Annotated in this window: 29 protein-coding genes; 16 read left to right on the forward strand and 13 right to left on the reverse strand. The window is 51.8% G+C overall.

Features of this window, described 5'->3' with window-relative positions; genetic code table 11:
• Positions 1-313: 313 nt before the first annotated feature.
• Genes ulaA through L2097_RS15060 form a run of 6 tightly spaced genes read left to right on the forward strand, consistent with a single transcriptional unit; the run spans position 314 to position 4,720 of the window.
• Positions 314-1,711, forward strand: a complete 1,398-nt coding sequence (ulaA, locus tag L2097_RS15035) for a PTS ascorbate transporter subunit IIC (RefSeq protein WP_250353198.1) — start codon at positions 314-316, stop codon at positions 1,709-1,711.
• A gap of 14 nt (positions 1,712-1,725) precedes the next feature.
• Positions 1,726-2,031: a PTS ascorbate transporter subunit IIB gene (gene ulaB / locus L2097_RS15040; protein ID WP_039077792.1), complete on the forward strand. Its 306-nt coding sequence runs from the start codon at positions 1,726-1,728 to the stop codon at positions 2,029-2,031.
• 9 nt (positions 2,032-2,040) lie between these two features.
• Positions 2,041-2,508, forward strand: coding sequence for a PTS ascorbate transporter subunit IIA (ulaC, locus tag L2097_RS15045; protein ID WP_047372076.1), 468 nt, complete (start codon positions 2,041-2,043; stop codon positions 2,506-2,508).
• Between the two features lie 11 nt (positions 2,509-2,519).
• Positions 2,520-3,173 (forward strand): 3-keto-L-gulonate-6-phosphate decarboxylase UlaD, encoded by a 654-nt coding sequence (locus tag L2097_RS15050; RefSeq protein ID WP_250353199.1) that lies wholly within the window; start codon positions 2,520-2,522, stop codon positions 3,171-3,173.
• A gap of 9 nt (positions 3,174-3,182) precedes the next feature.
• Entirely contained in the window at positions 3,183-4,037 is an 855-nt protein-coding gene (locus L2097_RS15055) for an L-ribulose-5-phosphate 3-epimerase (protein ID WP_047372075.1), read from the forward strand.
• Entirely contained in the window at positions 4,037-4,720 is a 684-nt protein-coding gene (locus tag L2097_RS15060; RefSeq protein WP_047372074.1) for an L-ribulose-5-phosphate 4-epimerase, read from the forward strand. Before L2097_RS15055 ends, L2097_RS15060 begins: the two co-directional genes overlap by 1 nt.
• 101 nt (positions 4,721-4,821) lie before the next feature.
• Here the strand turns inward: L2097_RS15060 and L2097_RS15065 are convergent, their stop codons facing one another.
• Both L2097_RS15065 and yjfY read right to left on the reverse strand, forming a co-directional pair.
• Positions 4,822-6,015: an MFS transporter gene (locus tag L2097_RS15065; RefSeq protein ID WP_250353200.1), complete on the reverse strand. Its 1,194-nt coding sequence runs from the start codon at positions 6,013-6,015 to the stop codon at positions 4,822-4,824.
• Positions 6,016-6,178: 163 nt separating this feature from the next.
• The gene (gene yjfY, locus L2097_RS15070; protein WP_039077825.1) at positions 6,179-6,451 is read right to left on the reverse strand and encodes a DUF1471 family protein YjfY; all 273 of its coding nucleotides are present in this window, start codon (positions 6,449-6,451) and stop codon (positions 6,179-6,181) included.
• Positions 6,452-6,797: 346 nt separating this feature from the next.
• On the opposite strand from yjfY, the gene rpsF reads away from it, so the two are divergent.
• The 5 genes from rpsF to L2097_RS15095 all read left to right on the forward strand — a co-directional run bounded on the left by rpsF (position 6,798) and on the right by L2097_RS15095 (position 9,358).
• Entirely contained in the window at positions 6,798-7,193 is a 396-nt protein-coding gene (gene rpsF / locus L2097_RS15075) for a 30S ribosomal protein S6 (RefSeq protein WP_020456251.1), read from the forward strand.
• A gap of 6 nt (positions 7,194-7,199) precedes the next feature.
• Positions 7,200-7,514 carry a primosomal replication protein N gene (gene priB, locus L2097_RS15080; RefSeq protein WP_047372072.1) on the forward strand — a complete coding sequence of 105 codons (315 nt, stop codon included), beginning with the start codon at positions 7,200-7,202 and terminating at the stop codon, positions 7,512-7,514.
• Between the two features lie 4 nt (positions 7,515-7,518).
• Positions 7,519-7,746, forward strand: a complete 228-nt coding sequence (rpsR, locus tag L2097_RS15085) for a 30S ribosomal protein S18 (RefSeq protein ID WP_000135199.1) — start codon at positions 7,519-7,521, stop codon at positions 7,744-7,746.
• Positions 7,747-7,787: 41 nt separating this feature from the next.
• Complete coding sequence (rplI, locus tag L2097_RS15090; protein WP_047372071.1) at positions 7,788-8,237, forward strand: 50S ribosomal protein L9; 450 nt, start codon at positions 7,788-7,790, stop codon at positions 8,235-8,237.
• A 182-nt stretch (positions 8,238-8,419) separates the two neighbouring features.
• Entirely contained in the window at positions 8,420-9,358 is a 939-nt protein-coding gene (locus tag L2097_RS15095) for a DMT family transporter (protein ID WP_085005192.1), read from the forward strand.
• A 44-nt stretch (positions 9,359-9,402) separates the two neighbouring features.
• On the opposite strand, the gene L2097_RS15100 is transcribed toward L2097_RS15095, so the two are convergent.
• Positions 9,403-10,062 carry a LysM-like peptidoglycan-binding domain-containing protein gene (locus L2097_RS15100; RefSeq protein ID WP_250353201.1) on the reverse strand — a complete coding sequence of 220 codons (660 nt, stop codon included), beginning with the start codon at positions 10,060-10,062 and terminating at the stop codon, positions 9,403-9,405.
• Between the two features lie 233 nt (positions 10,063-10,295).
• On the opposite strand from L2097_RS15100, the gene bamJ reads away from it, so the two are divergent.
• The gene (gene bamJ, locus L2097_RS15105; RefSeq protein WP_039077783.1) at positions 10,296-10,916 is read left to right on the forward strand and encodes a BamJ family beta-barrel-assembly machinery protein; all 621 of its coding nucleotides are present in this window, start codon (positions 10,296-10,298) and stop codon (positions 10,914-10,916) included.
• A 297-nt stretch (positions 10,917-11,213) separates the two neighbouring features.
• Positions 11,214-12,623: a D-serine/D-alanine/glycine transporter gene (gene cycA, locus L2097_RS15110; protein ID WP_142516796.1), complete on the forward strand. Its 1,410-nt coding sequence runs from the start codon at positions 11,214-11,216 to the stop codon at positions 12,621-12,623.
• Positions 12,624-12,791: 168 nt separating this feature from the next.
• Here cycA and ytfE read toward each other — a convergent pair whose 3' ends face one another.
• The 4 genes from ytfE to L2097_RS15130 form a co-directional block, all read right to left on the reverse strand.
• Positions 12,792-13,454, reverse strand: coding sequence for an iron-sulfur cluster repair protein YtfE (gene ytfE / locus L2097_RS15115; protein ID WP_250353202.1), 663 nt, complete (start codon positions 13,452-13,454; stop codon positions 12,792-12,794).
• Positions 13,455-13,548: 94 nt separating this feature from the next.
• Complete coding sequence (locus tag L2097_RS15120; RefSeq protein WP_250353203.1) at positions 13,549-14,517, reverse strand: DMT family transporter; 969 nt, start codon at positions 14,515-14,517, stop codon at positions 13,549-13,551.
• Between the two features lie 75 nt (positions 14,518-14,592).
• Positions 14,593-15,417 carry an AraC family transcriptional regulator gene (locus L2097_RS15125; protein WP_047372065.1) on the reverse strand — a complete coding sequence of 275 codons (825 nt, stop codon included), beginning with the start codon at positions 15,415-15,417 and terminating at the stop codon, positions 14,593-14,595.
• An 81-nt stretch (positions 15,418-15,498) separates the two neighbouring features.
• Positions 15,499-16,347, reverse strand: a complete 849-nt coding sequence (locus L2097_RS15130) for an SDR family oxidoreductase (RefSeq protein ID WP_047372064.1) — start codon at positions 16,345-16,347, stop codon at positions 15,499-15,501.
• A gap of 84 nt (positions 16,348-16,431) precedes the next feature.
• Here L2097_RS15130 and L2097_RS15135 point away from each other — a divergent pair, with 84 nt between their 5' ends.
• On the forward strand, positions 16,432-16,818 hold the full coding sequence (locus L2097_RS15135; protein ID WP_250353204.1) for a winged helix-turn-helix transcriptional regulator: 387 nt from the start codon (positions 16,432-16,434) through the stop codon (positions 16,816-16,818).
• Positions 16,819-16,966: 148 nt separating this feature from the next.
• Here L2097_RS15135 and L2097_RS15140 read toward each other — a convergent pair whose 3' ends face one another.
• The gene (locus tag L2097_RS15140) at positions 16,967-18,910 is read right to left on the reverse strand and encodes a bifunctional 2',3'-cyclic-nucleotide 2'-phosphodiesterase/3'-nucleotidase (RefSeq protein WP_250353205.1); all 1,944 of its coding nucleotides are present in this window, start codon (positions 18,908-18,910) and stop codon (positions 16,967-16,969) included.
• Positions 18,911-19,224: 314 nt separating this feature from the next.
• Between L2097_RS15140 and cysQ the strand changes: the two genes are divergently transcribed.
• Complete coding sequence (gene cysQ / locus L2097_RS15145) at positions 19,225-19,965, forward strand: 3'(2'),5'-bisphosphate nucleotidase CysQ (RefSeq protein WP_047372061.1); 741 nt, start codon at positions 19,225-19,227, stop codon at positions 19,963-19,965.
• Here the strand turns inward: cysQ and L2097_RS15150 are convergent.
• Positions 19,959-20,519 carry a YtfJ family protein gene (locus L2097_RS15150; protein WP_250353206.1) on the reverse strand — a complete coding sequence of 187 codons (561 nt, stop codon included), beginning with the start codon at positions 20,517-20,519 and terminating at the stop codon, positions 19,959-19,961. The two genes, cysQ and L2097_RS15150, sit on opposite strands and share 7 nt — an antisense overlap.
• 326 nt (positions 20,520-20,845) lie before the next feature.
• On the opposite strand from L2097_RS15150, the gene L2097_RS15155 reads away from it, so the two are divergent.
• Positions 20,846-21,052 (forward strand): DUF1107 domain-containing protein, encoded by a 207-nt coding sequence (locus L2097_RS15155; protein WP_003856054.1) that lies wholly within the window; start codon positions 20,846-20,848, stop codon positions 21,050-21,052.
• A 144-nt stretch (positions 21,053-21,196) separates the two neighbouring features.
• Here L2097_RS15155 and paeA read toward each other — a convergent pair whose 3' ends face one another.
• The 4 genes from paeA to msrA all read right to left on the reverse strand — a co-directional run bounded on the left by paeA (position 21,197) and on the right by msrA (position 25,402).
• Complete coding sequence (gene paeA, locus L2097_RS15160) at positions 21,197-22,531, reverse strand: polyamine export protein PaeA (protein WP_047372059.1); 1,335 nt, start codon at positions 22,529-22,531, stop codon at positions 21,197-21,199.
• A gap of 415 nt (positions 22,532-22,946) precedes the next feature.
• Entirely contained in the window at positions 22,947-23,420 is a 474-nt protein-coding gene (locus L2097_RS15165) for a hypothetical protein (RefSeq protein WP_047372058.1), read from the reverse strand.
• A gap of 356 nt (positions 23,421-23,776) precedes the next feature.
• A complete protein-coding gene (locus L2097_RS15170; protein ID WP_047372057.1) occupies positions 23,777-24,367 on the reverse strand; it encodes a hypothetical protein in 591 nt (196 codons plus the stop codon).
• A gap of 393 nt (positions 24,368-24,760) precedes the next feature.
• Complete coding sequence (gene msrA, locus L2097_RS15175) at positions 24,761-25,402, reverse strand: peptide-methionine (S)-S-oxide reductase MsrA (RefSeq protein WP_047372056.1); 642 nt, start codon at positions 25,400-25,402, stop codon at positions 24,761-24,763.
• Positions 25,403-25,612: the final 210 nt, after the last annotated feature.

Consider the following 25,612-nt stretch of genomic DNA (forward strand, 5'->3'; position numbering starts at 1 on the left):
TTGTGATTTATGTTTTCACAGTTTCATCATGATGGCAACAGTGTTGGAGGTGTTATCTCGCAACAAAATTGTGCTTTTACGGCGGTTTTTTCATGCTGATTTTTATGTGATTTATATTAATTAATTGAATTAAATAAACTATTTTAAAGGTTCTGGTACTGGATATGTACGCACAGTGAGAATGGGGAAATAAATTGCGTGATGCATCACAATTAATCAAAAACAATCTTTTTGTGATTATTTATGATTGATAGAGTGTTTTCACCTTGTGCTGCATTGCGCAGATGCAGCCACTTTCTTACTGGAGCAAGTTATGGAGATTCTCTACAACGTCTTCACTGTCTTTTTTAATCAGGTGATGACCAATGCCCCGTTACTGCTGGGGATCGTGACCTGTATTGGCTATATCCTGTTGAGAAAAAGTGTCAGCGTTATTGTTAAAGGCACGATCAAAACGATCATCGGCTTTATGCTGCTGCAGGCGGGGTCGGGGATTCTGACCAGTACGTTTAAACCGGTGGTCGCCAAAATGTCGGAAGTGTACGGCATCAACGGCGCGATTTCTGACACTTATGCGTCAATGATGGCGACCATCGAACGTATGGGCGATGCATACAGTTGGGTGGGTTACGCCGTATTGCTGGCATTGGCCCTTAATATTAGCTACGTACTGCTGCGACGTATTACCGGGATTCGCACCATCATGCTAACCGGTCACATCATGTTCCAGCAGGCTGGTCTGATTGCAGTGTTCTTCTTTATTCTCGGTTACTCCATGTGGACCACCATTATCTGTGCTGCCGTGCTGGTTTCACTCTATTGGGGCATTACCTCCAATATGATGTACAAACCCACGCAGGAAGTGACGGATAACTGTGGCTTTTCTATCGGTCATCAACAGCAGTTCGCCTCCTGGATTGCTTACAAAATCGCCCCTTATCTTGGGAAAAAAGAGGAGAGCGTTGAAGATCTGAAACTGCCGGGCTGGCTGAATATCTTCCATGACAACATTGTCTCTACCGCTATTGTCATGACGGTTTTCTTCGGCGCGATTCTGCTTTCCTTTGGCCTCAATACTGTTCAGGCGATGGCGGGGAAAACCCACTGGACGGTTTATATCCTGCAAACCGGCTTTCAGTTTGCGGTAGCGATTTTCATTATCGTCCAGGGCGTACGTATGTTTGTCGCTGAGCTTTCCGAAGCTTTCAACGGTATTTCTCAGCGCTTGATTCCGGGGGCTGTGCTGGCGATTGACTGCGCGGCGATTTATAGCTTCGCACCGAACGCGGTGGTCTGGGGCTTTATGTGGGGGACAATCGGCCAGTTGATTGCGGTCGGCATCCTGATTGCCTGCGGTTCCTCCATTCTCATCATTCCTGGCTTCATCCCGATGTTCTTCTCTAATGCCACTATTGGCGTCTTTGCCAACCACTTCGGTGGCTGGCGTGCTGCCATCAAGATTTGCCTGGTGATGGGGATGATCGAAATCTTTGGCTGTGTGTGGGCGGTAAAACTGACGGGGATGAGTGCGTGGATGGGGATGGCTGACTGGTCCATCCTGGCACCGCCGATGATGCAAGGCTTTGCCTCCGTAGGGATCGTGTTTATGGCCGCGATGATTTTGATTGCCCTGGCTTACATGTTCTTCGCCGGTCGCGCTCTGCGTGCTGAGGAAGACGCGGAAAAACAACTGACAGAACACTCTGTTTAAAAAGGAGTTTGATTATGACCGTACGTATTCTGGCTGTGTGTGGTTGTGGGCAAGGCAGTTCCATGATCATGAAAATGAAAGTTGACCAGTTTTTGACGCAACAAAAGGTCGACCATACGGTGAACAGCTGCGCAGTGGGGGAATACAAAAGCGAGCTGAGCGGGGCGGACATCATCATTGCCTCTACCCATGTTGCCAGCGAAATCGAGGTCTCCGGTAATAAGTACGTGGTTGGGGTACGCAATATGCTCTCTGCCGCTGATTTTGGTCCGAAGCTGATGGAAGTCATCAACGCCCATTTTGCACAGGATGTGAAATAAGGACTCACTATGAAATTACGTGACTCTCTGGCGGAGAACAATTCGATTCGCTTACAGGCAGAGGCCAGAACGTGGCAGGAGGCAGTGAAGCTTGGCGTGGATCTTCTGGTAGAGGCTGAGGTTGTTGAACCGCGTTACTACCAGGCCATTCTGGATGGCGTTGAAAGATTCGGACCGTACTTCGTGATTGCCCCGGGGCTTGCCATGCCTCATGGCCGCCCGGAAGAAGGGGTGAAGAAAAATGGCTTTGCACTGGTGACCCTAAAAACACCGCTGGCTTTTAATCACGAAGACAACGATCCGGTCGACATTCTCATCACTCTGGCGGCAGTGGATGCACGTACGCATCAGGAAGACGGCATCATGCAAATCGTCAACCTGTTTGAAGATGAAACGAATTTTGACCGTTTACGCGCCTGTCGCACGGCGCAACAGGTACTGGATTTAATTGATAGCGCCACGGCGGCGTCTGTATAAGGAGCAAAAACATGTCTGATTTACCGATGTTACAGGTGGCCCTGGATAACCAGACGCTGTCACATGCTTATGAGACCACCCGCTTAATTGCCGAAGAGGTGGATATTATTGAGGTAGGCACCATTTTATGCGTTGGCGAGGGCGTTCGTGCTGTTCGCGATCTCAAGGCACTGTACCCTCACAAAATTGTACTGGCCGACGCCAAAATTGCCGACGCCGGGAAAATCCTTTCAAGAATGTGCTTTGAAGCCAATGCTGACTGGGTGACCGTGATCTGTTGCGCTGATATCAACACGGCCAAAGGCGCACTGGATGTGGCGAAAGAGTTTAACGGCGACGTTCAGATTGAACTGACCGGCTACTGGACGTGGCAACAGGCGCAGCAGTGGCGAGATGCAGGCATTCAACAAGTTGTCTATCACCGCAGCCGTGATGCGCAGGCGGCAGGTGTCGCCTGGGGTGACGCGGATATCAATGCGGTGACAAAGCTGGCCGAAATGGGCTTTAAGGTGACGGTGACCGGCGGGCTGGCGCTGGAGGACCTGCCGCTGTTCAAGGGCATTCCCGTTCACGTCTTTATTGCCGGGCGCAGTATCCGCGACGCCGCTGACCCGGTTGAAGCGGCGCGTCAGTTCAAGCGCTCGATTGCTCAACTATGGGGCTAAGGAGCGGGCATGTTGTCGAAACAGATCCCGCTGGGTATCTACGAAAAAGCACTCCCTGCGGGGGAGTGCTGGCTGGAACGGCTGCGACTGGCGAAAACGCTGGGTTTCGATTTTGTCGAAATGTCGGTTGATGAAACCGATGCGCGTCTTGCCCGCCTCGACTGGCACCCCGAGCAGCGTCTGGCGCTGGTGGCTGCGATAGCCGAAACGGGTGTTCGCGTTCCCTCTATGTGTCTGAGTGCGCATCGGCGTTTTCCGCTGGGCTGCGAAGATGACGCGGTACGCAACCAGGGTCTGGAGATCATGCGCAAGGCTATCCGGTTTGCGCAGGATACCGGTATCCGCGTGATTCAGCTCGCTGGTTATGATGTTTATTACCAGCAGGCAAATGATGAAACGCGCCGCCGTTTTCGTGACGGGCTCAAAGAAAGCGTTGAAATGGCCAGTCGCGCGCAGGTAACCCTGGCGATGGAAATTATGGATTACCCGCTGATGAACTCGATCAGCAAAGCGCTGGGGTACGCACACTACCTTAATAACCCGTGGTTTCAGCTCTATCCGGATATCGGCAACCTTTCTGCCTGGGATAACGACGTGCAGATGGAGCTATTGGCAGGCGTCGGCCATATCGTTGCGGTTCATGTCAAAGATACGCGCCCTGGCGTTTTCAAAAATGTCCCCTTTGGCACTGGCGTAGTGGATTTTGAACGTTGTTTCTCCACGCTCAAAGAGAGCGGCTACTGTGGTCCCTATTTGATCGAGATGTGGAGTGAAACGGCAGACGATCCTGCGGCAGAAGTGCTAAAAGCGCGTGACTGGGTGAAAGCGCGAATGGCAAATGCAGGTTTAGTGGAGGCGGCATAATGCAAAAGCTTAAACAGCAGGTATTTGACGCCAATATGGATCTGCCACGCTATGGGTTAGTAACCTTTACCTGGGGAAATGTCAGCGCTATTGACCGTGAACGTGGGCTGGTGGTGATTAAGCCCAGCGGTATTGCCTATGAGCACATGAAGCCAGATGACATGGTTGTGGTGGATGTTCAGGGTAACAGGGTGGAAGGGCAGTGGCGCCCGTCTTCCGATACCGCAACACACCTTGAATTGTACCGGCGCTATCCGCAGCTTGGCGGTGTTGTACATACCCATTCCACGCATGCCACGGCCTGGGCGCAAGCGGGGCTGGCCATTCCGGCGCTTGGCACCACGCATGCAGATTATTTCTTTGGCGATATTCCCTGCACCCGGGCACTTTCTGAAGAAGAGGTACGGGAAGAATATGAACTCAACACCGGAAAAGTGATCGTCGAGACGCTGGGTAAAAGTAATCCACTGCATACGCCGGGAATGGTGGTTTACCAGCACGGTCCGTTTGCATGGGGAAAGGATGCTGCGGACGCTGTTCATAATGCGGTGGTCATGGAAGAGGTTGCCCGGATGGCCTGGATCGCATGTGGTATCAATCCGGCGTTAAAACCGATTGATAATTATCTGATGAACAAGCACTTTATGCGTAAACACGGGCCGAATGCCTATTATGGTCAGTAGGTCATCGCCCGGCCAGGTGAAGCACTGCTGGGATCGCACATTAATTATGCTCCGGAATGTTTACGCCTTCGGGATGTTACTGGTCTGATTCCGGGGCCTTTTTATGCCTGACGATAGGCTGAGGGTATGCATTGCATCCCGGCTAGCGTAATCACGCAGATCACGGCACCGGCATAAAATGTTGAGGCCGCGCCCAGGGTTTCCCACAAAATACCGGCGCCGGCGCTGGCCAGCAGTAGAGCGATACCGCTCATCAGGTTAAACATGCCGAAAGCGGTGCCGCGTAGTTCTGCAGGCGCGGTATGGGCGATCATTGCCGCCAGCAAACCCTGGGTCATTCCCATATGTATACCCCACAGGCCAACGCCGAGAAGCAGCGCACTCCAGTGGTGACTTAACGCCAGTACCAGATCGGCGGCAATCAATACCAGCAGACCCGCCTGCAGCATTTTACTGTGGCTCATGCCGTCGGAAAGTTTACCAAAAGGGTAAGCTGTCAGACCGTACACCAGGTTCATCGCGACCATTACCAGCGGAATGGCAAACAGTGGAATCTCCATCTGCTGTGCACGCAGAACCAGGAAGGCTTCGCTAAAACGGGCGAGGGTAAAGAGGCTGCCCAGTCCAACGACCCACCAGTAAGCGCTGCTGAGTTTTGCCAGGTTCTCACGGGTAAGCGGGTTGGTGCGCTTGTTGGTAATGGGTGTTTTGGGTTCATCAAGCCCGAAATAGAGCAGCGCGATGGCCAGTGCGCCAGGGATCACTGCCACCCAAAAGATGGACTGGAAATCGTTGCTCCACAGAAACATCAGTCCCACGGCCAGTAGAGGACCAAGGAAAGCCCCGGCGGTATCCAGCGACTGGCGCAGGCCGAATGCGGCACCGCGAATGTCGGGGGGCGTGACATCGGCAACCAGCGCGTCGCGAGGCGCCCCACGGATCCCTTTGCCAACGCGGTCAATCATCCGCGCGCCGAATACGAGGCCAGAGGAGGCGGCTAAAGCAAACAGCGGCTTACTGAATGCTCCCATACCATAGCCCAACAGGGCCAGCCCTTTTCGTTTACCCAGATAGTCGCTGAGCACACCAGAAAACACTTTAATGATAAGCGCGGTTGCTTCCGCAAACCCTTCGATCAGACCAATGATAATGACGCTGGCACCTAACGTGGTCGCCATAAAGAGAGGTAACAGACTGTGGATCATCTCGGACGAGACATCCATTAACAGGCTTACGCCGCCGAGAACCCAAACACCTTTCGGGATACGACTCAGGATTGCAAAACGTACAAACACGATATCACTCCTGATGATCCGTTTCTTAAGAGGGTATTACATCAGCGACCTGCGGTTTTAATAAGCATACAGCACAAATAATTATCCTTTGATGATGAGCAAAAAAAAGCCCTCGTGGGAGAGGGCAAGGTAATAATGGCAAGGGTAATTTTGTTTGTGTGTACTAGCGGTAAATGTCAGCGCTGGCATGAATCAGGCCATTGCTGCCCGGTTCCCGAAGTAAGACCGGGTGATAATATTTCGCACCCTTCGCGTCGGTTTCGACTTTGAGTGCTTGATCCGCTTCGCTTTCAGTGGCGATGTTATGGTTAATGTAAATAACGCCTAAGCTCTGCACATCATCCATGTTTTTGGCCTGCCGCCCGTCGATTTTGATGGCTGCCGCCGCATTGGCGCTAAGGAGTAGCGCTGTGAGTAAAATTGCGATGTTTTTCATAATATTGTGCCCCATTACTGCTTACGTCGTGTGACTACCAGAACATCTTTCCTCCCGTGTCATTGGGTATGTTTAAAGTTTACGCTTTCTCGCCAAAACGTATCGCGACCATTTCTGATGCTGTCGTTCAAAAATTTGCCGTAATCCGTTTTGTTTAATTTTAATCGCACGCTGTGAAGCGGCTTTGCGCTTAGTGCGAATTATTTGTGCAATCAGCTTGAGTTTGGCAGGTGAGATAAGTATTATGACGCGTCAATTTTTCAGCCGCCCTTTAATCACGTTCCTTGCCTCCCCGGGCCGCGGCTGACCCAGACAGGAGGCTGAATAATCCGTAAGGAGCAATTCGATGCGTCATTACGAAATCGTTTTTATGGTCCATCCTGACCAGAGCGAACAGGTTCCGGGCATGATCGAACGTTACACTGGTGCAATCACTGCAGCAGAAGGTACGATCCACCGTCTGGAAGACTGGGGCCGCCGTCAGCTGGCTTACCCGATCAACAAACTGCATAAAGCTCACTACGTTCTGATGAACGTTGAAGCGCCGCAGGAAGTTATCGATGAGCTGGAAACAAACTTCCGCTTCAACGATGCCGTTATCCGCAGCATGGTTATGCGTACTAAACACGCTGTTACCGAAGCATCTCCGATGGTTAAAGCGAAAGACGAGCGCCGTGAGCGTCGCGATGATTTCGCAAACGAAACCGCAGATGATGCAGATGCTGGGGATTCTGAAGAGTAATTTCTGATGACCAACCGTCTGGTGTTGTCCGGCACCGTGTGCAGGACCCCCCTTCGAAAGGTCAGTCCATCAGGAATTCCTCACTGCCAGTTCGTGCTTGAGCACCGTTCTGTGCAGGAGGAAGCCGGGTTTCACCGGCAGGCGTGGTGCCAAATGCCCGTTATTATAAGCGGACACGAAAACCAGGCCATTACTCACAGTATAACGGTCGGTAGTGCAGTAATCGTTCAGGGGTTCATCTCTTGCCACAAGGCAAAGAACGGCCTGACCAAAATGGTTCTGCATGCCGAGCAGATTGAATTGATAGATTCTGGAGACTAGCCATATGGCACGTTATTTCCGTCGTCGCAAGTTCTGCCGTTTCACCGCGGAAGGCGTTCAAGAGATCGACTATAAAGATATCGCTACGCTGAAAAACTACATCACCGAAAGCGGTAAGATTGTCCCAAGCCGTATCACCGGTACTCGTGCAAAATACCAGCGTCAGCTGGCTCGCGCTATCAAACGCGCTCGCTACCTGTCTCTGCTGCCGTACACTGATCGTCATCAGTAATCGGGCACGGTCCATTAATACGACTTTAAGAGGATAAGGTAATGCAAGTTATTCTGCTTGATAAAGTAGCAAACCTGGGCAGCCTGGGTGATCAGGTAAACGTTAAAGCGGGTTACGCTCGTAACTTCCTGGTTCCACAGGGTAAAGCTGTTCCGGCTACCAAGAAAAACGTTGAGTTTTTCGAAGCTCGTCGCGCTGAACTGGAAGCCAAACTGGCTGACGTTCTGGCGGCTGCTAACGCTCGCGCTGAAGCAATCAACGCACTGGGCACTGTAACCATCGCTTCCAAATCTGGCGACGAAGGTAAACTGTTCGGTTCCATCGGTACTCGCGACATCGCTGACGCTGTAACTGCAGCTGGCGTTGACGTGGCTAAGAGCGAAGTTCGTCTGCCGAACGGCGTTCTGCGTACCACTGGTGAGCACGAAGTGGACTTCCAGGTTCACAGCGAAGTATTCGCTAAACTGATCGTTAACGTTGTTGCTGAGTAATTAGCTTCTGACGTTGCGTAAAAACGCCGGCCTTGTGCCGGCGTTTTGCTTTTTATCCCCCCGTTTTTTCCTTTTTATCCCTTCGAGCTCACAACCTGATCTCTGTTTTCGCATATCTGTTTCCATTTCCTGGCTATTCCGCAATAATTAAAAATAAAACGTTATTTTAAATTGGTGAATGTATGGAAACGATACACCAGGTTCCGCTTTTTGCGCGAAAAAATGCAGCGTATGCGGGCGCGGCATTCTGCTGTTTATTATGGGGAAGCGCCTACCCGGCGATTAAAAGCGGGTATGAGATTTTCCAGATTGCCGTGGATGATATTCCCTCAAAAATCGTCTTTGCGGGGTATCGCTTTTTCTTCGCAGGGTTACTGTTATTACTGCTTGCGCTGGCGCAGCGTCGTCCGCTGGCCCGGCTCTCTTCCCGGCAGTTTGGTCAACTGGCGCTGCTAGGGGCCACGCAAACCTCACTCCAGTACGTCTTCTTTTATATTGGTCTGGCCTTCACCACTGGGGTGAAAGGTTCAATTATGAATGCGACGGGTACCTTCTTTAGCGTGCTGCTGGCCCACTTTATCTACCAGAATGACAAGCTGAGCTATAACAAAACTCTTGGCTGCGTGATGGGATTTGTTGGCGTGATGGTGGTAAATCTGAACAGTGGCCTGATGGATTTTAGTTTTAGCCTGATGGGCGACGGCTTTGTGATCCTGGCGGCGTTTATTCTGTCTGCATCAACACTGTACGGCAAACGCATTTCGCAAACGATCGATCCGATGGTGATGACGGGTTATCAACTGGGGTTTGGCGGCGTAGTGCTCGCGGTCGGCGGGTATGTTTTTGGCGGCGAGCTTACCGTGCATGGCCCTTCCTCGGTGGCGATTCTCGGCTACCTGACGCTGCTCTCCTCGGTTGCGTTTGCGCTGTGGAGCATTCTACTCAAGTACAATCGGGTGGGGATGATTGCGCCGTTTAACTTCTTAATCCCGGTCTCAGGTGCGTTACTGTCGGCCATTTTTCTGGGCGAGAATATTCTCGAACTAAAATACGCTGTTGCGCTGGCGCTGGTGTGCTCGGGCATCTGGTGGGTAAACAAGGTCGCCAGGAAAAGCGATTAACGCCAAAAGCCGGATGACATTGACGCTCATCCGGCCTGTGGAGCTTACCGCGCCCGAATAAAGCTGCCGTCCTGCTGGCGGACAAACAAAACAGACTGGCCGCTGCCATTTTCGATGGTTAACCCGGTGACGACCCCATTCGCGTTCTGACGAATTTTCACCATCTGGCCGCTTTGCAGAGTACTGAGCGGTTTACCTTCGCCTTCGACTTTTGCCATGGCATAGACATCGGTTGGCGGTAAATTGTGGTCGCGGAAGACCTGGGCCAGCGTTTTGCCCTGTTCGACACGGTAGGTGCGCCACTGCTGCTCAATACCGCCAGCGGAAGAGGCTGAAGGGGCAGAGTGTTCGGCGACCGGACGTTCCTGTTGTATCGGCTCCTGCACGGCCTGCGGCTCCTCGTTAAGGACAGGAGCGGGTTGCTGGTTTTGTACCGGAGGAGAGGTTACAAGCGGTTGAGAAGGCTGCGATTGTGTCTGCGGCTGTGATTGCGACTGAATATTCAATTGTGCTTCTCGTCCGACAGAGGTGGGTGGCGTCACCGTCTCTTTCGGGGTGGGCAGCAGGAAACCAATAACCACCAACAAAAAAGCGAGGATCAGCCCTCGACGGTGCATCGGCGGAAGCGGATCCAGAATGCGAAAATGATCCGGGGCGCGCCAGATTTTCGCCAGGGTAGGTTTCAGTTCAAATCGCCCGGGCATGGCTTTCCTCCTGCTCCGCGTCATCATTTATCCTGTCTCGTTGAGTATAGATGGCTAACTACCTGATTGGCTGTGTAATGCATTGTCTCGTGACATCATAATGAGAATTATCTTACCGGGAGTATTGTTTCTGTTTCTCTGCGATTTGTCATCTTTACTACGACAAAGTTTTACCCGCTGCAGCGTGGCTGCTATGCTGCGCGCTACCTTAAAAAGTGATGAAAGGAAAACCCATGACAACCCCAACGTTTGACACGATCGAAGCGCAGGCCAGCTATGGCATTGGTTTGCAGGTAGGACAGCAGCTTAGCGACTCCGGCTTACAGGGGCTGTTGCCGGAAGCGCTGGTCGCAGGTATTGCTGACGCGCTGGCAGGTAAACAACCGGCAGTGCCGGTGGATGTTGTTCATCGTGCGCTGCGTGAAATCCACGAACGTGCTGATGCAGTACGTCGTGCGCGCTTTGAAGAGATGGCGGCAGAAGGCGTGAAATATCTGGATGAAAACCGCGAGAAAGAGGGTGTGAACAGCACCGAATCTGGTCTCCAGTTCCGCGTTATCACCCAGGGCGAAGGCGCTATCCCGGCGCGCACTGACCGTGTCCGCGTTCACTACACCGGTAAACTTATTGACGGTACCGTGTTCGACAGTTCCGTCGCCCGTGGCGAACCGGCTGAATTCCCGGTAAACGGCGTGATTGGCGGCTGGATCGAAGCGCTGACTCTGATGCCGGTTGGCTCCAAATGGGAACTGACGATTCCGCACGAGCTGGCCTACGGCGAGCGTGGCGCTGGCGCATCTATCCCGCCATTCAGCACCCTGGTATTTGAAGTGGAATTACTGGAAATCCTGTAATCCTCCCGGTGTTTTCCTCTCCTCATCAGGGGGAGAGGAAGTCGATATGCGTTAATTATTCATTAAATGAATTAGTTTCGATACTTTATCTTGCCATGCGCGAATTGCGGTGTATTTTTGTGAACTCCATCCCCTAATTTGAGTGATATGCTGCTCACTTTAAACAAATATTTAACATCTGTTTTAATTCAGAGTATTCATCCTACCAATTCTTACCTAATATCGTTGCGTCCGCGAAAGGGCGAAGTATGCATTTAAAGGCCAGAAGAGCCTCAACAACACAGACAGGATATAAACATGGTAGATCAGGTAAAAGTCGCGGCCGACGAAGAGGCATCGACTGAACAATCGCTGCGGCGAAATCTCACAAACCGTCATATTCAGCTTATTGCTATCGGTGGCGCCATCGGTACCGGGCTGTTTATGGGCTCCGGGAAAACCATCAGCCTTGCAGGACCGTCGATCATTTTTGTCTATATGATCATCGGTTTCATGCTGTTTTTCGTCATGCGTGCGATGGGTGAGTTGCTGCTGTCGAACCTTGAATACAAATCTTTTAGCGACTTCGCCGCCGACCTGCTCGGACCGTGGGCAGGGTATTTTACCGGCTGGACATACTGGTTCTGTTGGGTCGTCACCGGGATGGCCGATGTGGTGGCGATCACCGCTTACGCGCAGTTCTGGTTCCCCGGACTATCCGACTGGGTGGTGGCGCTGACCATTGTCGTCGTTCTGCTGAGTCTCAACCTCGCCACCGTAAAAATGTTCGGTGAGATGGAGTTCTGGTTTGCGATGATCAAAATCGTCGCCATTGTGGCGCTGATTGTTGTGGGTCTGGTGATGGTGCTGACAAGCTTCAAATCGCCGACCGGGGTTGAAGCCTCCATTGCGCATCTGTGGAACGACGGTGGCTGGTTCCCGAAAGGCATCAGCGGTTTCTTTGCCGGTTTCCAGATTGCCGTTTTTGCCTTTGTGGGGATTGAGCTGGTTGGTACTACCGCGGCGGAAACCAAAGACCCGGAAAAATCGCTGCCGCGCGCCATCAACTCCATCCCAATCCGCATCATTATGTTCTATGTGTTTGCGCTGATTGTGATCATGTCCGTTACCCCATGGAGTTCCGTGGTGCCGGATAAGAGCCCGTTTGTTGAGCTATTTGTTCTGGTGGGCCTTCCTGCCGCAGCGAGCATCATTAACTTCGTGGTACTGACATCTGCCGCGTCTTCCGCCAACAGCGGCGTGTTCTCGACCAGCCGTATGCTGTTCGGTCTGGCGCAAGATGGCGTTGCGCCGAAAGCGTTCGGTAAGCTCTCTAAACGTGCTGTACCGGCGAAAGGGCTGACCTTCTCCTGTATCTGCTTGCTGGGTGGTGTGGTGATGCTGTACGTGAACCCAAGCGCGATTGCGGCGTTCACTATGATTACCACCGTCTCGGCCATCCTGTTTATGTTCGTCTGGACGATTATCCTCTGCTCTTACCTCGTCTATCGCAAACAGCGTCCGCAGTTACATGAAGCGTCCATCTACAAAATGCCGCTTGGCAAAGTGATGTGCTGGGTATGCATGGCGTTCTTTGTGTTCGTACTGGTGTTGTTGACGCTGGAAGAGGACACCCGTCAGGCGCTGATTGTCACCCCAATCTGGTTTATCGTGCTGGGTGCGGGCTGGCTGATTGTGGGTAAAAAACGTCTGGCAGGTATGCGTTAAGCATTCGTAGTTCCTGCATCCCCGGTGGCGCTAACGCTTGCCGGGGCTACGCCCGGATAAGGCGCGTCAGGTGCCGCATCGGAAAGATGAAGCGCAGATATAAAAAAGAGCCGCGCAGGCGGCTCTAAAGTGACTTCCATGGAACAGGGCGCTCTCGGGCGCCTTACATTAATTCCCTGCGAGGGCACGCGGAAACAGAACGTTGTTTTCCAGACTGATGTGTTCCATCAGGTCATCAATCAGTTCGTTAATACCGTTATACATCGCTTTCCAGGTGGTGCAGGCTTCCGGCGGCGGTGTCACGCCATTGGTAATGTGTTTGATCACCTCCAGCAGCTCGCCAGCGTCATCATGTTCGCTTTCCATCACGCTGATGGGGCCCATCGCCTGGCTGCCCATTCCCTCTTTAATCATCGGAAACAGGATGCGCTCTTCTTTCATCATATGGCTGGAAAGCTCGTCGTGCAGCATGGTCAGGTATTTGGTTAAGCCTTTTGGCACGTTGGGTTTGTCAGCATGAACACGCTCCACTTTGGTCGCCTGCAGAATAAGCTCCGGAAGTTGTTCACGGTGACGGTCGTGATAACGCACGATGATGTGATCGATGATTTCGCTAAGCGCAGTGACGCGCCACTCTTTCTCGATGGGCTGATCGGCCAGTTTCGCCAGCTCGGCTTCGATGATACCCACATCCAGTTCTTTGCGGGATGCGGCGCGCTCCAGCGTCTGCTTACCGCCGCAGCAGTAATCCATATCGTATTTACGAAACAGCGCTGACGCACGTGGAATGGATAGCGCCAGTTCACCCAGGGGTTGGTCACGGAAGGCCATAGCATTTACCTCATCAGAAATTATAACATGCATTTTAAATGCATCTTTAATTCGATGATATACCCCTTTCGGGGCAAGGTAAACAAGACCACGATTAACGGTGGTCTGAAACTGGCTGAACCAGAGGCTTTTCTGGCTTCGCGCGTACGGCCATGACCACGCCACAGACCAACAGGGTGATACCACAAAGGGTGAGCCATGGCGGCGTTTGCTGGCGTAGCATGAAGGTATAAAGCAGGCCCGCCAGGGTTTCAAAAACAATCAGCGGCCCGACAATCACCGTCGGTAAACGCTGACTGGCAACATTCCAGCACATAGCGCCAACCCAGGAGCAGAGTATCGCAATGGTGAACATCAAACCGATAAACACTGCCGGGCGCGGACCAAAAGGTTGTGCAAAACCAGGCTGTTGCACGTGCAGCCAGAGACAGGCAGCCGCATAGCCGAGCAAAGAGACCGGGAGCGTCACCAGCGCCTGCGCGGTTGCCCACATCATCGGGTTCTTGTCCGGGTTTTCCCGCAGCCAGCGGGCGTTACGCAGCGCATACCACGCCCAGCAGGCGACGGAAACCAGCGCAAGGGCAATGCCGGAGCCATAGCGCCACCAGGAGAAATCCGGCAGGCCGCCGTGCAGCTCGGCAATATTGACGCAGGCCAGTCCTGCCGCAATACAGAGTAGCGCCGGGGCGAGGCTGTTCCAGGCGCGTTTGCCGTCACGCTGGCTATAGAGCAGGTTCGCGCATATCGGGATAACCACGGGCAGGGTAGCAATGATCATCGTCGAAACCGGTGCTCCGGTGCGCTGAATCGCGCTGGCAAGACAGACGTAATAGATCAGATTGCCCATCATGGTCAGCGCCAGCGCGGTGAGCCAGTCTTTCTGCGTTAACTGCCGTAGACGCTGACGACCCAGCCAGGCCAGCGGCAGGGCAATGATCCCTAACGCCAGATAACGGCCGGTTGACTGCAAGGCTGCCGGGTAATCCGGCACAATTAACGGCCCGACAAAAATAAGCCCCCACAACATACCCGCGAGCAGGGCATACAACACACCACTAATCATACTTCCACCTGACGTTTCTGTTTGCCGTCACAGTGTAGGAGGGGAGGACAACGGAATATTGTATGAGATTGCGCATTAGCGCCGGGCGACCTGCTTCTGGTAGCGCACGGGGGTAATGCCGTAACGACGCGTAAAGGCGCGGGTAAGGTGTGACTGGTCAGTCAGCCCGGTGGCGGCGGCGACTTCGGCGGCGGGCATCCCGTGGGTCAGGAAATCTTTCGCCCGCCACAGACGGATCGCCATCAGCATTTGATGGGGTGTTACGTGAAAATGGGCTTTGAACTGACGCTGAAAATGGTACGGACTTAACGAGACCACCTGTGCCAGCTCATCCAGCGTCAGGGGGTGCATGAAATTATCATGCAGATAGTCGCGGACCCGTGCAAAACGATGAGTCCCTTCCTGACTGACCGGCGCGTGGCGAGCCAGTGGCGTAAAGGTATCGATCAGGTCCAGTAGCATCCCTTTTTGCGCCAGCGAATCATCGGTGTGCCACAGGCCGTGAATCAAGCGGCAGATGTGGGCCGTACGCAGGGGATCGTGACGGGTTGCATCGCTAAACCACCAGTGACGGATACCGGTCACCTCTTCCAGCAACGCGGGGTCGAGATAGATCATGCGATAGCGCCAGCCATACTCGGTTTCCGCCTCGCCGGTATGCAGCTCGTCCGGGTTCATGGTGACAACGGAATTGGCAGGCGCTACGTACTGTGTGCCGCGATAACGAAAGCGTTCGGCGCCCGCTTCGATTGCGCCGATACCGAAGGCTTCGTGGGTGTGGGGCTCAAAGGCGTAACGGGAAATATGCGCATGGTAAAGCTCGACGCCCGGCAGGTGTGCCAGGTGACGAAAACGTGCACTGTCTCGCTCGTCAAAGAATTGTTCCGGTACGCCTTCCACTTTTTGTCTCCGCTCGGGCCATCCTCACATTATTAAGGATGACCCGGCGGCGTGCTACAAAAATTAACCATCCTGTAACAGTTACAGGATGCCTTTGACGCTTTCCGCGAGCGGGGTGGTCGGGCGACCAATCAGTTTGCTCAGGGTATGGCTGTCATCGAATAAACCCCCTTTCGAGGCACCGATATCCGAATCAGCCAGCAGGTTGGCGAACACATCCGGCAGGCCAACGCCTTTCAGCGCGCCAGCAAACTCGGCTTCGCTCATGTTCTGATAGACCACCGGTTTACCGCTCTGTTTGCTCAGTTCAGCCGCCAGTTCACTGAGTGTCCAGGCGCTGTCACCGGCCAGTTCGTAGACTTTTCCGGCATGGCCGTCGGTGCTGATAACACGTGCGGCAGCAGCGGCATAATCTGCGCGGGTTGCCGAGGCGATTTTACCCTCTCCCGCAGCGCCAATAAACACGCCATGAGCCAGAGCTGCGGGGGCACTGGCCAGGTAGTTTTCGGTATACCAGCCATTGCGCAACAGGGCGTAGGGGATGCCGGAATCGGCCAGCATGTTTTCGGTTTCAACATGCTCAACATGCAGACCCAACGGAGATTTATCCGCATGCAGCAGGCTGGTATAGGCGATAAACTTCACGCCCGCCGCTTTGGCTGCGTTAATCACGTTACGATGCTGGGCGGCACGCTGTCCGACTTCGCTGGAAGAGACCAGTAGCAGTTTTTCTACGCCCGTCAGCGCAGCAGTGAGCGCCGCCTGATCGCCGTAGTCGGCCTGACGAACGACGACCCCTTTCTGCGCCAGCGCGTCGGCTTTTGCCGGGTTACGTACAATCGCGACGATCTCACTCGCGTTGACGGTTTTCAGTAAGGCTTCAACAGCCAGTGCGCCCAGTTGGCCTGTAGCGCCAGTCACTGCGATCATGATGAATCTCCTTCGTGTTTGTCTTGTGTTATGGCACACTATCACCATAGCTAACTTTTAGTAAGTACGTACAAAAAGGTAAGTATGGAAAACACAAATCCCACTCTGAGCGAGCGGATGCGCGACGGTAATCTATTTGCAGAAGAGTGCCCCTCGCGTGAGGTGCTTAAACACGTAACCAGCCGCTGGGGCGTACTGATTCTGGTGGCGCTACGCCACGGTACCCACCGTTTCAGCGATTTGCGCCGCAAGATGGGCGGCGTCAGCGAAAAGATGCTGGCGCAATCTCTCCAGGCGCTGGAACAGGACGGTTTTATTAACCGTATTTCGTATCCGGTAGTGCCGCCGCATGTGGAGTATAGCCTGACGCCGATGGGTGAGCAGATTAGCGAGAAAGTCGCCGCTCTGGCCGACTGGATTGAACTGAATTTGCCGCAGGTACTGGCGACGCGAGATGACCGTGCCGCCTGAGTGAACCCGGATGGCGGCGTGAACGCCTTATCCGGGCTACGCCGTGCCTGCACAAAGGCCTGTAGCCCCGGTTAGCGCAGCGCCACCGGGGATGTTTCCGGATGCGGTGCAGGCGCCTTATCCGGGCTAAAGTTGCGGGGTAAACGGCTTACTTACTCAAATCCACCTGATAGAGCGCAAAGCCAATCTCGTCCGTACCGACCTTCTTCATCGGGTACTGCGCTTTCTCTTTGATAAACGCAGCCGCCTTCTCAGAAGGTGAGGTTTCGAAACGGATATCCAGCGCCGTATTGCTGTGAATCGGCGCCAGGCGCCAGTTGTTATCCGCTGCCGGGTGGATTTCGCCCGCTTTTGCCGATTCGTCGGTTATCCATTTTGCCAGTACCGCGCGGTTTTCATCCGGCGAGGCAAAGGCGATATGGCTGTCACCTGTACCGGCGAATTTGCCGCCATAGGCGCGGTAATTATTGGTTGCCACCAGGAACACCTGATCCGGGTCGATCGGTTTACCGTTGAAGGTAAGATCTTTAATGCGCTCTGCCTGCGGATTGATGCTCTGACACTCACCGTCATAACGAGCAGGCTGCGTCACATCAATCTGGTATTTCACCCCGTCAATGACATCGAAGTTATAGGTACGGAAGGTCTCCCAGTTGATTAATGACTGGGGCTTCGTGCTGGTGGTATCGATCTGATTAAACTGCCCGGCGGAGCACTCCAGCCACTCTTTCACCTCTTTGCCTGTCGCTTTCACGACTACCAGCGTATTGGGGTAGAGATACAGGTCAGCGGCGTTACGGAAGGTGAGCTGCCCTTTTTCTACCTCAACAAAACTGGCCGGATCATTTTTGCGGCCACCGGCTTTGAACGGTGCGGCGGCAGATAATACCGGCAGGTTCGCCAGATCCGGGTCGCCCTGAATAAAGTGCTTCACATAAGCCGTCTGGGCGTTGTTAACAACCTGTACGGTCGGGTCATCCTGTACAAGGGAGAGGAAGCTGTACATATTGTCGGCGGATTTGCCAACAGGCTTGCCGACGAACTGACGGGTGGCATCGTGATCGTGTTTCAGGATTTCCACCAGTTTGCTGTCTTCCGCCGCCAGCGATTTTTTGCCAGCAGTATCATAAATCGGGCGCGCTTCGGCCTTTGAAGAGGTGACCTGCCACTTGCCGGCATCATTGTTCAATACCAGATCCACCACGCCGAGATGGTCGCCCCACATGCCTGGCATCACTGATGGCACGCCGTTTAACGTGCCTTTCGCGATATCCGCGCCTTTAATGGTTGCGAAATCTTTTGACGGGAAGACCGCATGGGCGTGACCAAACAGAATCGCGTCAACGCCGGGGACTTCGCTTAAGTAGTAGACAGAGTTTTCTGCCATCGCCTGATAAGGTTCTGAAGAGAGGCCAGAGTGGGCAACCAGCACCACCAGGTCGGCCCCTTTTTCGCGCATCTCCGGAACATATTTCTTCGCCGTTTCGGTGATGTCGTTAACCGTCACTTTGCCGCTCAGGTTCGCTTTATCCCACACCATGATTTGCGGCGGAACAAAGCCGATATAGCCAATTTTCACCGTATGCGTTTTGCCGTCGGTATCGGTAACGGCGGTCTCTTTAATAAGATACGGGGTAAACAGCGGCTTTTGGGTTTTGACATCGATAATGTTGGCATTCACGTAAGGGAATTTGGCCCCTTCCAGTGCCCGATGCAGATAATCGAGGCCATAGTTGAACTCGTGGTTACCGAGGTTGCCAACGGTATAGTCCAGCGTATTCAGCGCTTTATAGACAGGGTGGATGTCGCCCTTTTTCAGCCCTTTGGCTGCCATATAATCGCCCAGCGGGCTGCCCTGAATTAAGTCGCCGTTATCCACCAGCACGCTATTTTTGACTTCACTCCTGCCAGCATTGATCAGGCTGGCAGTGCGTACCAGTCCGAATTTTTCTGTCGCAGAATCTTTATAGTAATCAAAGTCCATCATGTTGCTATGCAAATCAGTGGTTTCCATAATCCGGAGATCCACCGTTGCCGCTTGCACGCTGGATGCGACCAACGTGGCAAGGAGCGTTGCGCTAAACTTAATCATCAGAGGTGTCCTTTTTAGATCTGAGCCACAAAAGAAATGATATGTACATTTTGTTGCTTACAGAATTGTGAATTCTGCCATGAAATTTGCCACATAAATGCAACAACTATCACACCTGGCAGATTCGACCGTAATGCGATATAAGTAAAACAATGAGTTATACCCGTCATACTTCATGTTGCATGAACGTTGGCTACGTTCACTCACCCGAATCACTTACTGAGGTAAGCTCACGGGATTCCTTCACTTGCCGCCTTCCTGCAACGTGAATTATTTGGGGTAAAGATCCCACTGCCATACATAAGAGGTGGATGATGTTAGAAGCCATTTGTCAGCTCGCGCGGGAAGCGGGCGATGCCATTATGCAGGTCTACGATGGCCATAAGCCGATGGATGTGACCAGCAAATCCGATGATTCACCCGTGACGGCTGCCGATATTGCCGCACACGCGGTAATTGCTGGCGGGCTACAGGCACTGACCCCGGATATTCCGGTTCTGTCGGAAGAAGATCCGCCTTCCTGGAGCGTCCGTCAGCACTGGCAGCGTTACTGGCTGGTCGATCCGTTGGACGGCACGAAAGAGTTCATTAAACGCAACGGTGAGTTCACGGTAAATATTGCCCTGATTGAACACGGGAAACCGGTACTTGGCGTCGTGTATGCTCCGGTGCTGAAAGTGATGTATTGCGCGGCGGAAGGCAAAGCGTGGAAAGAGGAAAACGGTACGCGGACGCAAATTAAAGTACGCGACGCGCGTCCGCCGCTGGTGGTGGTAAGTCGTTCCCACGCGGATGATGAACTCAAAGAGTATCTCCTCCACCTGGGCGAGCATCAGACGACGGCTATCGGCTCATCGCTGAAATTCTGCCTGGTGGCAGAGGGGCACGCTCAGCTTTATCCGCGTTTTGGGCCGACCAGCGTCTGGGATACGGCCGCGGGTCATGCGGTAGCCGTTGCAGCCGGGGCGCATGTTCACGACTGGCAGGGCAAAACCCTCGATTACACGCCGCGTGAATCTTTCCTTAACCCCGGCTTTCGGGTGTCGATTTACTGATTGTCGAGTAACTTATGCAGCAGGGCGATGACCTGCTGCACTTCCGCCTGTGTCAGCCCGCCATCTTTGGCATATTGCACCCGCCCGTCTTTATCCAGCACAACGATGGCTGAACTGCCTTCATCCAGTTGCCAGGCCTTACGCGCTATGCCATCACTGTCGACAATAAATTGTGACCAGGGATAGAGCTTTTTGTTGCTCTCAATACTGCTGCGCACAAACATTGCCGAGCCGGGGATTGCATCATCCGTATTGATGATGGTTGTCGTCTGGTAACGGTCGTGAGGTAAATTTGCGGCCTTGATCGCTTCAATCAGCGCTGCATTTTTCTCTTTTGCAGAGGTCCGACCGGCAATATGTTGCACCACTCGCACTTTGCCAGGAAGCTGCGCGCTGTTCCAGTTTTTGTAGCTAAACTTATCATTATTGAGAATCAATTCCCCTCTGTCGGCGATGCCCACAGGCGGTACTCGCTGGCTGGTCTCAAAATTATGGGCTTGCGCCAGAAGCGGCAGTAGCAGGCAGGTTGCTGCCAGGATGTTACGTAAGGTCATGGTGTTTCCTTTTATTGTTTGCAGGTGATCCGACCACTTAACTACACCTTTTAATCATAAGTGCGATCAATGTGCTTTTCCCGCAAACCGGATGCCAGTTTGCGGGGCAACGCACATAACTGCGAAAAAACGACGACTTATACTGCCTGTTCGTAAGCACTGAAAAGAAAATTCTGAATAACTGTAATCAAAAGGTAAATAAACTTATACATACTAGGTCTCATGTTGTTTCTGAACTATGCTCATTGAGCACTAAAATTTGCGCTCATCACTGTCGGGCCAAGCGTGGCACCGCAAGGGCGTATTACTTAGCAGGAGATACAAAAATGAAAATTTTCCAACGTTACAACCCACTTCAGGTGGCTAAGTACGTGAAAATCCTGTTCCGTGGACGGTTGTACATCAAGGACGTTGGCGCTTTCGAGTTTGATAAAGGTAAGATCCTTATCCCGAAAGTGAAGGACAAACAGCACCTTAGTGTTATGTCCGAAGTCAACCGTCAGGTTATGCGTCTACAAACTGAGATGGCTTAACCAACCCACTACGCTATGCAGTAATCGCAGTACAACAAAAACGGCTCCGTCAGGGAGCCGTTGATGTTTTCCAGACAATAAAAGGCAGGCAATAAAAAAGGCGGCAATGATGCCACCTTCTATGCAGGACATTGGCCGTCGCGATTATTCGCTTTTCCCTTCCGCATCCGGCAGTTTTGGCGTTAACACCGTTGCCTTGTTATCAATCCGTGTAACCAGCAACTGGTCGATACGGTAGTTATCGATGTCCACAACCTCGAACTTATAGCCGGAGAACTTCACCGAGTCGGTGCGTTTCGGGATCTTGCGCAGCATAAACATCATAAAGCCGCCAATGGTCTCGTAATTGCCGGACTGAGGGAACTCATCGATATCCAGTACTCGCATCACGTCATCAATCGGCGTGCCGCCGTCAATCAGCCAGGAGTTTTCATCACGCGCGACGATTTGTTCTTCCAGCCCCTGACCGACCAGGTCACCCATCAGGGTGGTCATGACGTCATTGAGGGTGATAATCCCCACGACCAGCGCATACTCGTTCATGATGACCGCAAAGTCTTCACCTGCTGTTTTAAAGCTTTCCAGCGCTTCGGAGAGCGTCAGGGTATCCGGCACAATGAGCGTATTGCGAATTTGCACGCCGCTGCTCAGAACCAGGCTTTGGTTGGCCAGTACGCGAATAAGCAGGTCTTTTGAGTCGACATAACCCACGATATGGTCAATGTCTTGATTACACACGAGAAACTTGGAGTGGGGGTTTTCGGCGACTTTTTGTTTTAAGCTTTGCTCATCTTCATGCAGGTCGAACCACACTACGTTTTCGCGCGATGTCATTGACGATGGCACCGTGCGTGATTCCAGCTCAAACACATTCTCGATCAGCTCATGTTCTTGCTTACGCAACACCCCGGCCAGGGCCCCGGCTTCTACCACCGCATAGATATCATCTGACGTGATGTCGTCTTTACGCACCATTGGCAATTTAAACAGGCGAAAGATAACGTTGGCCATGCCATTAAAGAACCAGACCAGCGGGCGGAAGATAAACAGACAGAAGCGCATCGGGTTGATGATACGCAAAGCCACGGCTTCTGGCGCAATCATACCGATGCGTTTCGGTGTGAGGTCGGCAAACAGGATAAACATCCCGGTTACCAGCGAAAACGAAATAATAAAGCTCAGTCGATCTGCGAGTTCCGGCTCAACCAGATTGATAAGCATGCTGTAAAACGCAGGGGAGAAGGCAGCGTCGCCGACAATACCGCCCAGAATCGCAACAGCATTCAGGCCGATTTGTACCACGGTAAAAAAGGTGCCGGGGTTTTCCTGCATTTTCAGGATGCGTTGCGCATTGATGTTGCCTTCATCGGCAAGCAGCTTAAGTTTGATTTTTCTGGAGGCGGCCAGCGAGATCTCGGAAAGCGAGAAAAACGCACTCACACCTATCAGACAAAGTATGACTAAGATACTGTTTAACATAATTTATCCAGCTACAAGCGGGATCCTCGGAGGGAAGTTGAAAAATCCTTGTGGTAAACACATTGAAAGCGGGTCCGAAGCGGTGGACCCACAATTTCGACGGCTAGTATAGCGTAAGCGTGTTACAGCCTGCCAGCAGTGTAAGCAGTTTGTTACAGGTAGACAGGAATCTTTCTCAATTACGTGCGCGTTTGGTGCGCAAGTGGCGCAATGTTAAGGCTGTTTTCAGCTAAGCGCTTCGCCCAGCGTGAAGACACAAAGGTTAATGAAAGAGTAAAAGGAGCAAAAAGAGGGTTTTATATATTCCTCAGGGCACATTATTACTTCCTTTTACTCGCACTAAGGTCTTACCTTCATTTTCTCTATTGTGGGGGTGACCTTGTCATTATTAGGCTCACGTTTTTGTGCATAACGATTAAAGCAACCACTGTAGTTTTTTTAAGGGTACAGAACGATACATATAGCCCTGAACAGCCCAGATACCGCAATCCTGTAACACCGAAAATTCCCACGTACTTTGTACGCCATCGATAATGACGCGATCCGAATAAGATTTCCGAATGTTCTTAATCAATTCAGGGAAAGTGGGTTTTTGTACTTGCTTATGGTAGAACTCCCGATTAATCACGACGGCCTGACGGACATTTTCCCGCCATAGCCCAAATAATGCAGGATCTTCCTGTTTCATTAATGTCAGGTGTGGAAACTGAGCGGTAGTATCTGTAAGATTCCTGAGGTTGTTAACATAAAACAAAAGCCCATTTTCTACTGAGAAGTCAGAACAATACTTCAGGTGATGGCTGTGCGGGGGGTGATCGCTACAGTCCATTGAAAATCCAACAATTGTGCCATTCAGGCTGTGAATGGGTATTACGCTAACCCGGTCCATATCCTTTCCTTGTTAATGCCTAGATATATCTAATATTGATCGTTAAAAGTTATTAATCAATCATTTATTGATCGATAATTAATATCAATATATATACCTATCAAAGGGTATTTCTTTGATAGTTAGCGCATTTGTATATTACCGATTGTGAAATGAATGTTGTTGAGCGGTGATGGCTCTGACTGCGACTTTTATAAGAAGCCGACTTTTCCGTGGGCGTAACACATAATTGCCTGCCTCCGTAGGTGTCGGAATCTTTCACTATTTACATGTAAAAAATCAAAGCAAAATATCAATCCATGTTGGATTCGCAATAAATGAAACTGCAAATGGGCATAACGAATTGCAACAATGACTTACATTAACTGATGCACCTTGCTGAACGGTGTTGGCGCATAAAGCCCGCAACAGGCCCAAATACCTGCCTCTTCAAGTGCTCTACGGTTAATATCATTATCTATTTTAATAATGATTTTTTCACAATAACGCTTTAAGTTTTGGATAAGGTAGGGAAATGTGTTTTTGCTTAGCTCGTTGCTGGTAAATGTTTCATCCAAAATGATGGCTTCGCAATACTGGATAAAAGGCGCATCTTTATTCCCCACATGGCTCAGCCAGATACCATTTTTACTTTTTGCTAAATCCCCTATGGCTGTTTCAAATGTTTGGTTGATTTGTAATTTAACAAAGGGCAGTCGCGCCAGTGTTGCCTGCAACACTAAGTCGAACGTTAATAACATGGCGATCTCTTCATCGGTGATTGAGACCAGACAGAACAACCCACGTTTTTTAAAAAAGTCGGCTTTATTACCAATGGCATTCATTAAATCAAAAAGATAAGTTCTTTTTTTTTCGATGCTGTTCAGGACAGGCGCTTTTCTGGGGTAGATCTTAACTCCCAGGAGTTGACCGTGTGGAGTGGTAATCCTTTCTGCTAAGTAAGGCATATAAATTCTCCCTCCAGGTGGTATTCACATCGCTTTCTGAAAAACATGCTTACAGCCTGTGGAACTCATACTAAGAGCATATTGCGACAGGTGGTGTCATTCATAAATGGAAATTTATCTGAAATACGCTTATGCAAATGATGCTTATATATGACAGATTTTACTTAAGTAAAAAAACGGAATGGCATAAATAAAGTTTGCAATAAAATTAGAGAGATACATGTGGCTTGTTAGACAAGTCAGACATGCGAAATTAAACCCGTCATTGCGAGAAAATAGTGTGGTTGGTTTAGAAGGAATAGCGAAAAGCGGGTGCGCGAAATTGCAGAAGGGGAACGGTCAGGTGTGACGTTAAAACCGGTTCAGGGAGGCTGAACCGGCAATAAACGAATATCAGGCGAGCTGTGGCGGCAGGCAAACGCCAATCCCGCCGATGCCGCAATACCCATAGGGGTTTTTATGCAGATACTGCTGATGATCGTCTTCGGCATAGTAGAACGGCGGTGCGTTAACAATTTCCGTCGTGATAGTACGGTCATCATGTGCGGCCAGCATTGCCGCCTGGAAGCGTTCGAGGCTGGCATGGGCGGCAGCGCTCTGCTCTGGCGTCAGCGGATAAATCGCCGAGCGGTACTGGGTGCCGTGATCGTTCCCTTGCCGCATCCCCTGGGCCGGATCGTGATTTTCCCAGAAGACCTGCAGAAGCTGCTCATAACTGATGACCGCCGGGTCATACACCACGCGCACCGCCTCAGCGTGACCCGTTTGGCCGGTACATACTTCGCGGTAGGTCGGGTTGGGTGTATAACCGCCCATATACCCTGCTGCGGTGCTATAGACACCGGGCAGTTGCCAGAACAGGCGCTCGACGCCCCAGAAACACCCCATCGCAAAATACGCGGTTTCCATCCCTTCCGGCACGTTTGTCATGGAGTGCTCGTTAACAGCATGTAACGTAGCGACGGGCATCGGCGTGTTTCTTCCTGGTAGTGCATCCGATTGAGTAACAAGGTTTTTCTTATCAAATAGACTCATGCTGAGGCCTCCCGGAAACGCGAATTGCGGTTAAGGTTGTAACGAAGCGTCTCTTTTAACACAATAAAGACGGTAAATCAGACTAGATTTAAACATAAGAAATATTTGGGGTGTCGTCCGTTTTTCAATCCACATATTGGATTTTTTACAAGCCGCGGAGCGGTGTTGACGTTTCCTTCCAGGGGTGGGAACAAGGGATATTCAGGAGAG

Origin of the sequence: Citrobacter sp. MNAZ 1397, assembly GCF_023613995.1 — a bacterium.
Lineage (GTDB): Bacteria > Pseudomonadota > Gammaproteobacteria > Enterobacterales > Enterobacteriaceae > Phytobacter > Phytobacter ursingii.